This is a genomic window from Gracilibacillus dipsosauri (assembly GCF_003176895.1).
GTDB lineage: Bacteria > Bacillota > Bacilli > Bacillales > Amphibacillaceae > Gracilibacillus > Gracilibacillus dipsosauri.
In genome coordinates this window covers 348,838-363,941 of record NZ_QGTD01000005.1, presented here as the reverse complement: position 1 = coordinate 363,941, position 15,104 = coordinate 348,838, and the positions used below count along the sequence as shown (strand labels likewise).

Here is a 15,104-nt window from a genome sequence, read left to right as displayed (position 1 = left end):
ACATCTGGTATACTAGTATACAAATTAAATGAGCATTTGATAGGAGAGTGATATAAATTTTTTTAAAATGAAAACGCTTAACAAAAAGAATAATGGGTAGGAACTTCGAGATACCCCACTCAGATAAATGGGGAAAAATTCTTTTTTGGAGGAAGTAATCTCTTTATGAAAACTAAATTATCTCTTAATCAGTTAACATTATTGTCAAAAAAAATCGTATTTAGACGAGCTTTTTCGCTATCCTTGTCAATTATGCTGCTGGCATCAATCCTAAATAACGACTTGTTAAGTGCAAACGTAACTACCAACAATGACTTACCCCCCACAGGACTAACCTACGAAAATTACCCACCATTAAAGGATGTATATAAAGATTACTTTTCCTTTGGTATCTTTGGTAAAGGTGAAATGGAGGGATTGCTTTACAATTACGCCTCATATACACCGGGTAATGAGATGAAACCCGAGAATACTCAAAGAGAAAAAGGCACTTTTACTTACACTAGTGCGGATAACGCGATGAAAAACTATTCTGATAGAAACCGTGATATGCTTTTTTACGGACATACTCTCGCGTGGCATTCACAGACACCTACGTGGATGTGGGATGCACCACCGGCTAGATACGATCAGCCTGGTGAATTTGACAGAGAAACTGCTCTAGAAAATCTCAATACTCATATTGAGAATGTACTCGGCTACTACGGCAGTCGCATCGAAGGTATAGATGTAGTAAACGAAGCAATTGGAGACTCAAACCCTGACGATTGGAAAGCATCCTTAGCCAAAGGAGAAGGTTGGTATATGGCGCTAGGATGGGAATGGGTAGAGCTTGCCTTCTTGAAAGCGGCAGAAGTTGTTGATAGCAACGGCTGGGATGTCAAATTGATCTACAACGATTTTGGTCTTGATTCACCTGACAAAGCTCGAGTAGTTTATGAGATGGTAAAAGATATTAATGAAAAGTATAGAGGTGTTAGACCAAATGGTAAACCTCTGATTGAAGTTATTGGTATGCAGGGACACTACAGTCTCTTCACCAAAGCACAAGAAGTTGAGGACAGTATCAAACTGTTTGCGAAACTTCCAGGAGTTAAGGTTCATGTTACCGAAATGGACATTGCATTACCACCTGGTGAACTTACTGCAGAGAAAGAGAATAATCAGGGCATGAAGTATGCCGAACTATTTCAAATTTATAGAAATTATGCTGCAGGTCCAGCAAATACTACGGGCAATTCAAAGGTTATCGAATCAGTGAAACTAGCAGGTGTGAGAGATGTAAGAACTGGCTGGAAGGGTGGCGAATTTGCTATGCCGTATGATTATGACGGAAAGGCCAAAGAAGCATTGCTAGGTATTTTATACCCTAAAGAGTTTCTTGCAACCCATGAATACATGGATACTAATACAGAAGAACAAGTTCAAATTGACGGCGTCTATGTGTATGATACAGGTAAAGGAGATCGTTGGTCCGGGGCAAATATCATACTAGGTAGCGATGCCTCCCAATGGCCATGGTCTACGGCAGGTGAAGATGGAAAAATTGCCTTCATTCCTGAGAAAGACGCGACATATCGTTTAACTTTTAACTATACAGCAAAAGGTACCACTTCTATTCGTGTACGTTGGATAAACGATAATTCAAATGGTGGTTATACTAGTGCTGATGGAGTGGATGTAAACACCTACCAGTATTCTGCTAACGAAGTGGCTAAGCATATACCTGCTTATTTCAACAGTGGTATGGTGAATATGGGAAGCTATACTTTAACAACTGAGATAAAGTTAGATGGTTCACAACCTACTGATGGTCTGATTGGTAACATCGCCATCCGTGGCGGTGGAGGTGGTAATGCCTTCTCTATTAACTGGATTAAGGTGGAAAAGATAGGAACAAACGAGGATCCCGACACCCTTCTTGTTAATTGGCCTAAAGGTATAGACGATGAGGAACCTCCGGTTGACGATAAGGATCCAGTAGAAGAGGAACCTCCGGTTGACGATGAGGATCCAGTAGAAGAGAAACCACCAGTAGACGATAAGGATCCAATAGATGAAAAACCTCCGGTTGACAGTGATAATTCAGTAGATGGGGAAGCGCCGATAGATAGCGAGGATCCAGTAGACCGAGAAGATCCGATAGACAATAAGGATCCAATGAACATGGAAGACTCGATAGATAGTGAGGATCCAGATGATGGTGAGAAACTTCCTGATACTGCAACTTATACATTTAATTCGTTAGTATTTGGTATGATGTTATTACTAGTTGGTTTACTATTAATATTTACAAAAAGAAAGCTGAAACAATAACTAAATCATAACAATTGTTCCGATCATAATTGCTATCTGTTATGGTTGTGAGCATAGGTATGATGTGATAAGTAAAAATTGTTTAAATACTGAACTGCCCCCCAAAAAATTAACTTTCGGGGGTGTTTTTTTATGGTTAAATATAATGATTGATCGAAACTAACAGTTGTTAAGGTTATTGCAATAAGAGAATTTAATAGGGTGAATTTCCTATTTTGTACAAGTTTAGGTTGACATAAAAGGTAAATCATGAGAATATATACATGCGTTCTTTATAAAGAATAAAGTGTTCATTATAATAATTAACAAAAAACAGAGAAGCACAATGGACTAAGAGAAAGTCTTTTGCGGAGAGGGGGATTTTAGTGGAGAGTGCATTAAGAATATTACATGTTGTTGAGGAAATGAAAAATGGAGAAAAAGAAGCTTTCCTAATGAATGTGTATCGAAAAATAAACAGAAAGAAAATTCAGTTTGACTTTTTGACAACTGGGGATGGGGAATTTGATAACGAGATTAGACAATTAGGTGGACACATTTACCGAATACCAAGTCTATCGGAAGGATATTTAGCCCATAAACGATCATTGAGACAGTTCTTTAAGAAGCATCGGTTCTACATAGTTGTACATAGTCATTTAGATCAATGGAGTACCTTTGCTCTAAGAGAAGCAAGACGTGTAGGTATTCCGGTTAGAGTAGCACACAGCTATCAGAATGCAAATGATGGCTCTTGGAGTCTAAAAATGCGGAAGAATATTGTCGGTTTATTTATTTTATTTCTGGCGACCGATTACTTTGCATGTTCGACAGATGCTGCTAAATGGTTGTTTAAATGGAAAGCTGAAAAGGCTGTGCTGATGAGAAATGCGATCGATCTAGAAAGGTTCTGTTATTCGAAATCAACGAGAGAGGAAATGCGCGAGCACCTATTGTTAACAGAACGAGAGTTTGTAATTGGTCATGTTGGTGAGATGACAAAGCAAAAAAACCATTCTTATCTATTGGATTTATTCATTGCATTCAGAAGAAGAATTCCACAAGCAAGATTAGTGCTTGTCGGAGATGGTCCATTACAAAGAGAGATCGAAGAAAAGATAGATCAATATAAAATAAAAGAATATGTCCATATTTTAAACAACGAAGAAAATCAATGGCAATGGATTCAAGCATTTGATGTGTTTGTTTATCCTTCCCTCTACGATGGTTTTTCAACATCACTGATAGAAGCACAAGGTACTGGAGTTCCGATTCTAGCGTCTGATACGGTTACAAAAGAAGTAGATATGGGCTATCAATTAATTGATTATATTTCCATTGAGGAAAAATTATTATGGCTAGAGAAAATCGAAAGGATATACAGCGAAAGAAAGCGAATCCAGGTAAACCAAGCAACATTATTAGAAAGTGGATTTGAGCTTAAAAATCTTGCACATGAAACTGAACAAAGATATTTAGAGCTACGTGATGAACGAATATAAGGTGAAAAGATCATTAGAACAGAGGTACTAAAAATGAAGATTGGTAGGAATATAAGTGACATTCGCAAGAAAAAGAACATGACATTATCAGAATTAGCCGAAAGAGCGAATATATCAAAATCTTATTTAAGTAATCTAGAAAGAAGTTCAAATGGTAACCCGTCGATACATATTGTTGAAAAAATAGCAGAAGTATTACATGTCGATGTTTCTACATTACTAGGGGAAGAAAAAGAATCTCTCGTTGCGGAAAAGGAATGGAATGATTTTGTTTATGAATTGAAAAAGCTTGGAATTGATCGACCGAAATTGGAAGAATATAAAGTCCTATTTGAGTTTATTCGTTGGAAAAATAAGCAATCCTGTCAAGATGTTGGCGATTATGATGGCATTGCCAATCAAATACAAGGAATGGAGTCAAACAATGAAAAAAATTTTAATGGTGATTGATCCGTATGATCCTATTCTCTCTATCCAACAGATAAAGTCCATGTTTCATTATCATTATAAGGAAAAAGATCAAGTATATGTTCAAATGATGGAATACCATCGTGGTCTTTACGAATATTTAAAAGATTATGCGAGTGTCTTACCTCCTCTTAACTTAAGAAAAAGTAATAAAAAGGATGAATCTAATAACCAGCATTATTGGCAGTTTAGCTTTGTCCCATTGACAATTCCAAGGAACATTCGTATCGCAAGCTTTAATTACCCGAGTATTACAACTGTTTTTTGGAATCATTTAAGTCCGTTGATTCAGCTGGATAGAAGAGTGTATGATCATGTCCTGGTTTTTTCACAAGGAGTATCCGTTTTTTATGTAAAAGAAAAAATAGAAACAGCGAAAGTTACTTATTATCTTCATGTGATATCTCCATTGATAGACCTGAGAGAAGAGTTGCCAAATTGGCGATATATCACCAATTCATTTTCTTTCTATCATTGGCAAAAGACTTCGGGTGTCAATGTATTGTATCAGAGAGATAACCATCAGCTGGAAATGGTGCTAGCGGCAGCAAAAATTGGCGAAGGTTTTTCAGATAGAGGTGGGATGAGAATTCTTTCACCTGGTAACTGGTCCACTCCACAACAGCTGGATGAATTTATTCACATTTGTCGGGAAATCAAGAAGAAAAAGTTATCTGTTAGATGGTATTTATATGGCAACACCCCGTTCATCTATCAGATCATAGAGGAGATCCATAAATACCAATTACAGAATCAAATCGTCTTGTTAGGGGAAAAGCATAATCTTTATCAATATTTAAAGCAAGCAGATTTTTATATGGAATGGGAAGAGGGACAACATTCCCTGTTGTCAGAAGCCATTCTTCTCGATAAACCAGTATTATCCTTGGGTTTAGTTTATCCGTGCGTTCGTTATTTAGAAGGAAAAGTACTCTCATATGAATTATTACAAGTAGTCACTATGTTTCGACAACATATACAAAAATAGACAAAAAAACAAAAAGTTTGACTTAATGTTCTTTTAAAAGAACGGAAATGCTTTATAATATAAAAACATTAGGAAAAATAGTCATACATGAGGGAATGTGAATCATACTAATGTAAAAAGGAATAATAATAGTATGAAATGAGTAAATGAAAAACTGGAGGAAGTCAAGATGGTAAAACATACAGTAGTAGTTGCAGAAGCACAAACGCTATTCAGAGATATGATAACAAGCTTTGTTGAGGATATGGAGGAATTTAGCGTCATTGGAAAGTTAACTAATGGCCAAGAGGTGATAGACTTTATTAAGCAAAAGGAAGTACGCCCATTTCTTTGCTTGTTGGATATACATATGCCTATCATGGATGGTATGGAATGTGCAAAAAAGTTAAAGGAAATTTATCCAAACATTAAAATTGTCCTATTATCTGCCTATGAAGATGAAGAATCGATTGAGCGGGTTTTGTCAGTTTGTGCGGATGGGTATATTTTAAAGAGCTCTAGTTTAGACGAATTTAAAGAAACGTTACGATTTATTATCGATGGAAAATTTGTTGCTCCACAAAAAATGGTCCATCATTTTGCCAAAAGGTTAGATAGCTTATTAAAGATGGAACGTGAAAGCTCACTTCACTATATAAAAGAGCATTTTAATCATCGAAAAGACTTTAATAAGAGAGAATGGCAAATCATTCAATTAATGAAAAAAGGCTGGACAAACCGAATGATTGCGGAGCATTTAGGAATAAGTGAAGGTACCGTAAAGAACTATTTATCGATTATTTACAAAAAATTAAATATCAAAAGTCGTGTAGAGCTTTTAAAAATATTATCTGAAATGACCGGATAGATGCCTACATTTTTTCTCGATAGGCTCTAGGTGAGATGTTATATTGCTTCTTAAATACTCGATGGAAGTAGGAATAGGAACCAAATCCACAGTTTAGCGCAATATTTTCTAGTGTCATCGTCGTGTATTTCATTTGGTTAATGGCAGTAGATATTCGAATAGATTGAGCATATTCAATAATTGTCGTTTGCAGATGTTCTTTAAATAAGTGAACACACCTCGATACACTTAGATGACAATGGTCAGCTACATCTTGCACTTTAAATCCTTGTTTTGTTGCATGCTCTTCGATATATCTCATCATTCTTGTGATGATATATGGGCGATGAATATCACTAACTTTTCGATCAATAGACCTTTCTAAGGAAACACACAATGCACTTAGCAAATACTGGTTAAGTTCACTGTTTCTTTCTTTAAGAGGTCTTCTTTCCTCAATAATTAGATGGTGCCATAAATCCAGCAGTGTATCATCTAAGTGTATCTTTGAGAGGGTTGGTGCATGCCTGAAACGTTGATCGATCCATTCCCCCTCACAATATAAGTGAAAATCTCCACTTTTTTGTTGTTCTCCAACATAAAGCTCATATGTTTCATTTGGTTTTACGATCAATAGATCCCCTTTTTCGATTGGGTGTTCTTTTCCTCCAACCTTCACTTGTGCGGTACCATCAATCTGTAATCGAAATAAATAGGATACATACCGAGATTGATGAGAAGTATTGTACGCATAATTGTGATAAGAATATCCACAAAAACCTATTTTCATTTTTTTCATCCTTTTCAACCATTGATTTTAGCAAAATAGTTCATGTATTCATTATATCATTTATGTTCAAGGCGACAATAATCTACTAGTATATAATCAAATAAGAAAGGTGAGGAGGAAGAATAGTGAAAGTATTAGTATGGAACGAAAATCGACACGAAAAACAAAACGAAGAGGTTGCCAAAATCTACCCTGAAGGTATTCATGGTGCGATTAAGCAGTTTCTCGAAGCAGATGATGTGGAGGTAAATACGGCAACTTTAGATGAACCAGATCATGGCATAACAGAAGAAAAGCTGGCAGAAACAGATGTTTTAGTATGGTGGGGACATATGGCTCATCATGAGGTGAAAGATGAAATCGTTAACAAAATCCATGAACACGTATTAAATGGAATGGGACTTGTCGTATTACACTCTGGTCACTTTTCGAAAATCTTCAAAAAGCTTATGGGAACAAGCTGTGATCTAAAATGGCGCGAAGCAGATGACAAGGAGCGTATGTGGGTAGTAGATCCGACTCACCCAATTGTGGACGGAATTGGTGAATTTATTGAAATCGATAAGGAAGAAATGTATGGCGAGCATTTCGACATCCCTGCCCCAGATGAGCTAGTATTGGTGAGTTGGTTTGAAGGTGGAGAGGTATTCCGCTCAGGATGTACGTATCGCAGAGGGAATGGCCGTATAGTTTATTTTCGACCAGGTCATGAAACTTATCCTACTTATTACCATAAAGATGTGCAAAAAGTAATTCAAAATGCGGTTAGATGGGCAAAGCCTGTTGGTAGAGAGTATCCAACATACGGTAATGCAAAACCATTAGAAAAAATCGAACCAAAATCATAAGTTGAGGAGAGGATAAATATGAGTTTATTAAAGGTTGCTGTTATTGGATGTGGAAGTATTGCCATTCATCGTCATTTACCAGAATACAATGCGAATCCAAATGTTGAGATTGTTGCGGTTTGTGATGTGATTGAGGAAAGAGCGCAGGAAGCAGCGGAAAAATACCAAGCAAAGGCGTACACGGATTATAAGCAGGCAATTACAGAAAGTGATGCCGATTTAGTCAGTGTTTGTTTACCAAATTACCTACATGCCCCTGTTTCCATTTTTGCTGCTGAAAATGGTAAACATGTGCTTTGCGAAAAGCCAATGGCGACATCTGATGAAGAGGCAAAGCAAATGATTGCTGCAAGTGAGAAAGCTGGCAAAAAACTAATGATCGCCCATAACCAACGTTTCGTAGCTAGTCATCAAAAAGCACGAGAAATCATCGCGAATGGCGACCTAGGTAAAATTTATAGCTTCCGCACGACATTCGGCCATGGTGGACCAGAAGGATGGAGTATTGACGGAGCAGATAGCTGGTTCTTCCGTAAAGAGGAAGCGTTTATTGGTGCGCTAGGGGATCTAGGTGTTCATAAAGCAGATGTTATTCGTTACATCCTTGATACAGAGTTTGTGGAAGTAGCATCCATGATTGAATCATCGGCAAAGGAAAATAGCGATGTAGACGATCAGGCTGTTACGATTTTGCGTAGTGAAAAAGGCATTATCGGAACATTGACGGCAAGCTGGGCTTATAAAGATGGGGAGGATAACTCCACAGTGATTTATGGGGAAAAAGGAAATCTTCGATTGGAAGATGATCCAACATATAGCCTTATCGCACGTTTTACAGATGGTACAAAGGTAAATTATGATCTAGGTCAAATCCAAACAAATGATAGTGGTGGGCAAACATCATCAGGTGTGGTAGATCATTTTGTTCATAGTGTATTAAATGATACAAAACCACTTATCGATGGAGAAGAAGGCTACAAATCATTGAAAATCATTTTAGCAGCATTAGAGGCAAATGAATCGAAGAAGAATATCTCATTATAAGAAAGGAGCATTCTGATGAAATTAGGTGTGTTTACCGTGCTTTTTGCAGAAAAAAGCTTTGAAGAAATGCTAGATCATGTGAAGGCAAATGGGTTGGACGCTGTGGAAATTGGAACAGGTGGATATCCAGGAGATGCTCATTGCAAAATAGATGAGCTTTTAGCAGATGAAAAGAAACGAGCAGCTTACTCCGAAGCAGTGAAGGATCGCGGCTTAACGATAAGTGCCTTTAGCTGTCACGGAAATCCGTTAACACCAGATCAAGCATTTGCTAAGGAAAGTGATATAGTTTTAAGAAAAACCATTGAGCTAGCTGGTTTGATGGGGGTGCCTGTTGTCAATACGTTTTCTGGTACTCCTGGAGATCACGAAAATGCGAAAGCACCAAACTGGCCAGTAGCCCCATGGCCAACAGAGTATGCAGATGTTTTGGAATGGCAATGGGAGGAAAAACTCATCCCTTATTGGAAAGAAATTGGGGAATTAGCAGAAAAGCACCAGGTCAAAATTGGGATTGAATTACACGCAGGATTCTTAGTACATACCCCTTATACAATGTTGAAACTAAGGGAAAAAACAAGCCCTGCAATTGGTGCAAACCTTGACCCGAGTCACTTATGGTGGCAAGGAATTGATCCAGTTGCTGCTATCAAAATTTTGGCGAAGGAAAATGCGATTCATCATTTCCATGCAAAGGATACGTATATTGATCAAGACAATGTAAACATGTATGGTTTAACAGATATGCAGCCATACGGTAATATCCAAACAAGAGCTTGGAATTTCCGCTCTGTGGGGTGTGGGCACAGTCTCCAAGACTGGTCTAATATGATAAGTGCCCTAAGAACATTTGGCTATGATTATGTGATTAGTATCGAACATGAAGATCCAATTATGTCCGTTGATGAAGGATTCACTCGAGCTGTCCAAAACTTAAAGGCAGTCAATATTACCGAAAGCCCCACAGATATGTGGTGGGCATAAGAAAGGGATGAAGAGAATGGGAAAATTACGAGTAGGCTTAATCGGAGCAGGTGGAATTGCAACAAGTGTACATCTTCCAGCTTATCATAGTGTATCGGATCAAGTAGAGGTTGTAGCGATTGCTGATGTGGCTTATGAGAGAGCGAAGCAAGTTGCTGAAGAGAAAGGTATCCCACATGCCTTTGATCAATATGAAAAAATGTTAAAGGAAGTAGAGCTAGACGCGGTGAGTGTATGTGTTCCTAACAAATTTCACAAGGATGCGACCATCGCAGCCCTTCAGGCTGGTTGCCATGTTCTATGTGAAAAGCCTCCTGCTATGAACCAGCAAGAAGCAAAAGAAATGGAGGATGCTCAAGCTGCTTCAGGAAAATTATTAATGTACGGCTTCCATTATCGTTATCAAGCGGAAACACAAGCAGCGAAACGTTTTATTGATGCAGGTGAACTTGGTGAAATTTATGCAGGACGTGTTCATGCCATTAGACGACGTGGAATCCCTGGATGGGGAGTGTTTACAAATAAGGAATTACAAGGTGGTGGCCCACTAATCGATATTGGTGTCCATATGCTTGATACAGCATTATACTTAATGGGGTATCCTGAACCTTCCGTTGTCTTAGGCCAAACCCATCAACAGTTAGGTACGAAGAAAGGTGTCGGATTATTAGGAGCATGGGATTACGAGAATTTCACAGTAGAAGACATGGCGATCGGAATGATCACTTTTAAAAACGGTGCGTCACTCGTGTTAGAATCAGCCTTTGCTGCGAATGTGGAAAAAAATGATCTGATGCAAGTTTCCTTAATGGGTAATCAGGGTGGTGCCGATATCTTTCCATTAAAGATGTACCAGGAGAAGCATGAGACGCTACTTGATATTACACCAGCTTATTTGCCAAAGGTAAATGCTCATGAAACAGAAATTCATGTTTTTGTAGCGGACTGTCTAGCTGGAAATGTCACAGGCGAGTATGCGAAGCAAGGAACGAATATCCAAAAAATCATTGACGGACTTTATCAATCAGCAGAAACAGGTAAGGCTGTCAATCTATAAAAAGGAGAGATCAACACATGGGGAAAATTGCTATTCAATTATATTCTGTTCGAGAACATACAAGTAATGATTTTTTAGGTACGTTAAGAAAACTGGGAGAGATGGGATATGAAGCGGTCCAATTTGCTGGATTTTTCGATACACCTGCAGAAAAGTTAAAACAAGTAATGGATGAAGCAGGGCTTGTAGCTGCTGGCAGTCACATGCCATTTGATTCCTTAGTCGGAGATCAGTTAGAGGCATCGCTTGAGTATAACCATACGATTGGTAATGAGCTAATTATATGTCCGATTTTACCAGATGAGTATCGTAGTGATGAGGCTGCTTATTATCGAGCTGCTGAGGAATTGGATGAAATTGGTCGTAGATGTAGAGAAGCAGGCTTTACGTTTGCTTATCATAATCATAATATGGAATTCTTTGATCTAGGAAATGGTAAGCGAGGCTTTGATATCATTTTTGAAGAAACAAACCAAGAAAATGTGAAGGTAGAGCTGGATTGTTACTGGGCAACACATGCAGGAAATGATCCACTACAAGTAATCGATGCATATAAAGGACAGATCGTCTCCCTCCATATTAAGGATATGACGGTGGAGAATGGTGAAAAACGAAGCATCGAAATTGGGAAAGGATCATTAGATATTGCTACATTATGGCAAACAGGGGAAAAAGCAGGAGTCAATTGGTACGTTATTGAGCAAGAAAAATTTGATGGCGACCCATTGGATAGTGCTAGAGTCAATGTAAGTAAATTAAAAGAAGTCATCGCTAATACTCGATCTTAATGATCGAGTATTTTTACTAGTTAATGTTTTATTATTCTAAATTAGGGTATAAGTAATTATAATGGTAAATTGCCGGGGGTGTTTTAAATGTTGAAAAACTTGTTCAAGAAAAAAGCAGAGAATACAGAATTGGTTGCACCAATAACAGGGAAGGTGATTGCTTTAGAGCAGGTGTCTGACCAAGTCTTTTCTCAGAAAATGATGGGGGATGGAGTGGCTATAGAACCATCTAGTAATGAAGTAGTATCACCAATCGACGGTGAAATAGTAGATGTGTTTAAAACAAAGCATGCCATTAGTTTGAAAGCAAATAATGGTGCTGAGATTTTAATACATATGGGCTTAGAGACGGTGGAGCTAGATGGTGAAGGGTTTGAAGTAAAAGTGAGCAATGGTGATAAAGTCGAGAAAGGTGATCCAATTGCTGTATTCCATACAGACATTATCGCAGGGAAAAATTACCAAACAGTTACACCAATTATTCTGTTAAATGGTGATGAGTATACAGCGGATCAAAAAATTTCGGACGAAGATGCGAAGGCTGGAGAAACCATATTATTCGAACTAAAGAAGAACTAAAAAATAGACTCTCCTCTATTAAAAAGAAAGAGTGATAGCTTTTCCCTGCTCTTTCTTTCTTAACCCCAAAAAAGTTTCCATTCCGAAAAAATAGTAATGTTTGTTTTAATAGTCCTTATTTTCCAATAAATTCAAAAACAGCATACTTTTTTCAAATGAAACATTTATACCATTTTTACATTCATTGGTATGTATAGAATGTAAGCAGTAACAAAAATTACTCAATCATTCGGGTGATCATTTTTGACCATTTGATGTTTCATTTTCATGATAAAACTAGGACTTATTTACGTTGATAAAACAGGCGAGATTTCCTATATCATTTTTCAATAATTATGGTTTAATTGGATATAGTTAACTTTACCTATAAATGTCTGGAAATGTTTGAATTCAAGGTATTTTAGCGTTTTTTGGATGAAGTTTTATATCATGATCATTTTTAGGTAGATAGTCGAAGTTCATTTTTTTGCATGTAAGTTTTATTAATTAACGGGGGAATCATTGCTGTGAATCTTCATATGAAAATAATCATTATACTAGGGGTTCTATCGCTAGTCTTTATAATTGGTGGATTGTTAAAACTAATGATGTAATCAGAAGGGGGTGTCACCATGAAGAAGCTGCGATTGGTCCTATTTGATCAAGAAATAGAATACATAGAATTGTTTGCAAACTATATAAGAAGTTCTGATTATGCGCAACGGTTTGATGTGAAATTATTTTCACAAGAAGAGCATTTTCAACAATACATAAACAATGGGGAACCAACTGATATATTGCTCGTATCGAACGATCAATCCATTCAAGAGTATCCTCAAATTGAGTCTATTCTATATTTGGTGGAAGATATGGTGGACGAAAGTGACGTAGGGCAGCTTTTTAAATATCAACCATTAAGTCAGCTGCTTTCCAATGTACTTACCTATCATTATGAACGAAATGGAAAGCGCGAGAAGAAAAAGATCCAAAAGACAGATGGTGAAACGAAAATTATTTCCGTCTTCTCGGCAACAGGAGGTACTGGAAAAACCACCACTGCCTTTCACTTAGCAAAACAGATGAAAGAAGAAGGGTTAGAGGTATTCTATTTGAATCTAGAATTAGTGAATAGTATTGCATTGCTTTTTGATGTGGAGGACAAACCATCCTCATCACCACTTTTATATTATTTGAAGACAAATGCTGATCAATTACAATCCAAGCTTAAAGATTTGATTGTAGTGGATAGAGATACATCCGTTCCTTTCTTTTATTTTCACCCTAGTGCGGAAGAAATGCTTGATTTGAGTGAGCAGGAAATTAATCTTTTACTAGATACATTAACACAGCTCGAAACCTATCATTATATTGTGATCGATTTGGAAAGCGCCCTTGATCCAATTGAACTTGCTGCATTAAAGAAAAGTGATCAAGTATTATGGTTACTCTCCAATGATATGTATAGCTTTCACAAAACTAGCTATCTATTAGAGGAATTACACGGGCTTTTAAATGATGGTGCATTTAGTGATCGAGTGCAGCTTGTGTTAAATCGATATACAGGAATGATTGATCCTAAATTAGCCGATTCAGGTATCGAGATTGATGGCTATCTTCCATATATTCCGGAATGGAAACAATTAATTACTAAAGAACAATTAGAAAATCCTGTATTTAGTGAATATGTGGACAAATTGATTCGCTCCTTCTCAAGGGTAGGTGTGTAAGGTGGATCTAGATGAAAAGTTAGTGAATTCAACGATTGAGCATGTCCGCGATGTCTTAAATGAAAGGCAATCCATGAAGGACGAAGAGCTACAAGAATATATTGAATCTTACGTCTTTGTGAAGGCAGATGAGAATCGATTAACCTCGAAGCAAATGAAATGGTTAATCGAACGCACATATAATGCTTTTCGTGGATTAGATGTGTTGCAGCCATTGATTGATGATCCTGCAATAACGGAGATTATGATCAATAACCATGATGAAATTTTTATTGAAAAAAACGGGGAAATATATGAGAGTAAGGTGCAATTTGAAAGTTCGGAAAAGCTAGAGGATATTATTCAGATGATTGTTGGTAAAGTGAATCGTACCGTTAATGCTTCTTCTCCTATTGTAGATGCTCGACTCCAGGATGGTTCTCGTGTCAATGTGGTCCTACCACCAATTGCACTAAAAGGACCAACGATGACGATCCGTAAATTCCCTGAAAGACCACTCACCATTGAAGACTTAATTCAGAAAAACTCGATCACAGAAGATGTTGCGGAGTTTCTAAAACAGCTAGTTCAAGCAAGATACAATATTTTTATTAGTGGAGGTACCGGCTCAGGGAAAACAACCTTTTTGAATGTATTGTCTAATTTCATTCCGAAGGATGAGAGAATTATAACGATAGAGGATTCTGCCGAACTGCAAATCAAGAGTGTGCCAAACCTCGTAAGTCTTGAAACAAGAAATGCGAATACAGAAGGTAAAGGTGAAATTACCATCCGAGATCTAATCAAATCCTCACTGAGAATGCGGCCTGACCGTATTGTAGTTGGTGAGGTTCGTGGTGTGGAGGCATTAGACATGCTACAAGCGATGAATACAGGTCATGATGGCTCTCTATCAACAGGACACGCCAATTCAACGATTGATATGTTAAGTCGTCTAGAGACAATGGTGTTAAGTGGTGCTCATTTTCCAATTCCTGTTATTAGACAACAAATAGGCTCTGCTATTGATGTGATGGTTCATTTATCGAGATTACGTGATCATTCAAGAAAAGTTGTAGCTATCAGTGAAATAACAGGTATTGTAGATGGACAAATTCAACTTACACCTTTATATGAATTTAAAGAAGAAGGCGAAGATGCCCATGGCAAAATTATTGGTGCACTTCAGCCGACTGGAGAAACATTACAAAATAAACTGAAGCTAGAAATGGCTGGTATGAAAGTTTAAT

General features: G+C 37.4%; 14 protein-coding genes. 13 read left to right on the top strand and 1 reads right to left on the bottom strand.

The features are described 5' to 3' along the window. Positions 1 to 165: 165 nt before the first annotated feature. From DLJ74_RS05700 to DLJ74_RS05680, 5 genes are all read left to right on the top strand, one after another. On the top strand, positions 166 to 2,316 hold the full coding sequence (locus DLJ74_RS05700; protein ID WP_109983702.1) for an endo-1,4-beta-xylanase: 2,151 nt from the start codon (positions 166 to 168) through the stop codon (positions 2,314 to 2,316). Positions 2,317 to 2,681: 365 nt separating this feature from the next. Further along, positions 2,682 to 3,797, top strand: a complete 1,116-nt coding sequence (locus DLJ74_RS05695) for a glycosyltransferase (protein WP_109983701.1) — start codon at positions 2,682 to 2,684, stop codon at positions 3,795 to 3,797. 33 nt (positions 3,798 to 3,830) lie between these two features. Further along, positions 3,831 to 4,247: a helix-turn-helix domain-containing protein gene (locus tag DLJ74_RS05690; protein ID WP_109983700.1), complete on the top strand. Its 417-nt coding sequence runs from the start codon at positions 3,831 to 3,833 to the stop codon at positions 4,245 to 4,247. Next, positions 4,222 to 5,253, top strand: a complete 1,032-nt coding sequence (locus tag DLJ74_RS05685; RefSeq protein WP_109983699.1) for a glycosyltransferase family protein — start codon at positions 4,222 to 4,224, stop codon at positions 5,251 to 5,253. Before DLJ74_RS05690 ends, DLJ74_RS05685 begins: the two co-directional genes overlap by 26 nt. 169 nt (positions 5,254 to 5,422) lie before the next feature. Beyond that, positions 5,423 to 6,100 carry a response regulator gene (locus DLJ74_RS05680; RefSeq protein WP_054859759.1) on the top strand — a complete coding sequence of 226 codons (678 nt, stop codon included), beginning with the start codon at positions 5,423 to 5,425 and terminating at the stop codon, positions 6,098 to 6,100. Positions 6,101 to 6,104: 4 nt separating this feature from the next. On the opposite strand, the gene DLJ74_RS05675 is transcribed toward DLJ74_RS05680, so the two are convergent. Continuing rightward, positions 6,105 to 6,869, bottom strand: a complete 765-nt coding sequence (locus DLJ74_RS05675) for an AraC family transcriptional regulator (RefSeq protein WP_109983698.1) — start codon at positions 6,867 to 6,869, stop codon at positions 6,105 to 6,107. 122 nt (positions 6,870 to 6,991) lie between these two features. Here DLJ74_RS05675 and DLJ74_RS05670 point away from each other — a divergent pair, with 122 nt between their 5' ends. The 8 genes from DLJ74_RS05670 to DLJ74_RS05635 all read left to right on the top strand — a co-directional run bounded on the left by DLJ74_RS05670 (position 6,992) and on the right by DLJ74_RS05635 (position 15,103). Beyond that, positions 6,992 to 7,717 carry a ThuA domain-containing protein gene (locus DLJ74_RS05670; protein ID WP_109983697.1) on the top strand — a complete coding sequence of 242 codons (726 nt, stop codon included), beginning with the start codon at positions 6,992 to 6,994 and terminating at the stop codon, positions 7,715 to 7,717. An 18-nt stretch (positions 7,718 to 7,735) separates the two neighbouring features. Further along, positions 7,736 to 8,761 (top strand): Gfo/Idh/MocA family protein, encoded by a 1,026-nt coding sequence (locus tag DLJ74_RS05665; protein WP_109983696.1) that lies wholly within the window; start codon positions 7,736 to 7,738, stop codon positions 8,759 to 8,761. Between the two features lie 15 nt (positions 8,762 to 8,776). Continuing rightward, entirely contained in the window at positions 8,777 to 9,745 is a 969-nt protein-coding gene (locus DLJ74_RS05660; protein ID WP_109983695.1) for a sugar phosphate isomerase/epimerase family protein, read from the top strand. A 16-nt stretch (positions 9,746 to 9,761) separates the two neighbouring features. Beyond that, positions 9,762 to 10,802 (top strand): Gfo/Idh/MocA family protein, encoded by a 1,041-nt coding sequence (locus tag DLJ74_RS05655; RefSeq protein ID WP_109983694.1) that lies wholly within the window; start codon positions 9,762 to 9,764, stop codon positions 10,800 to 10,802. A gap of 17 nt (positions 10,803 to 10,819) precedes the next feature. Then, positions 10,820 to 11,590, top strand: a complete 771-nt coding sequence (locus tag DLJ74_RS05650; RefSeq protein WP_109983693.1) for a sugar phosphate isomerase/epimerase family protein — start codon at positions 10,820 to 10,822, stop codon at positions 11,588 to 11,590. Positions 11,591 to 11,677: 87 nt separating this feature from the next. Next, a complete protein-coding gene (locus DLJ74_RS05645) occupies positions 11,678 to 12,169 on the top strand; it encodes a PTS sugar transporter subunit IIA (RefSeq protein ID WP_109983692.1) in 492 nt (163 codons plus the stop codon). Positions 12,170 to 12,780: 611 nt separating this feature from the next. Continuing rightward, positions 12,781 to 13,875, top strand: coding sequence for an AAA family ATPase (locus tag DLJ74_RS05640; protein ID WP_054787200.1), 1,095 nt, complete (start codon positions 12,781 to 12,783; stop codon positions 13,873 to 13,875). Position 13,876: 1 nt separating this feature from the next. Continuing rightward, positions 13,877 to 15,103 carry a TadA family conjugal transfer-associated ATPase gene (locus tag DLJ74_RS05635; protein ID WP_425454564.1) on the top strand — a complete coding sequence of 409 codons (1,227 nt, stop codon included), beginning with the start codon at positions 13,877 to 13,879 and terminating at the stop codon, positions 15,101 to 15,103. The last annotated feature ends 1 nt before the right edge of the window (position 15,104 follow it).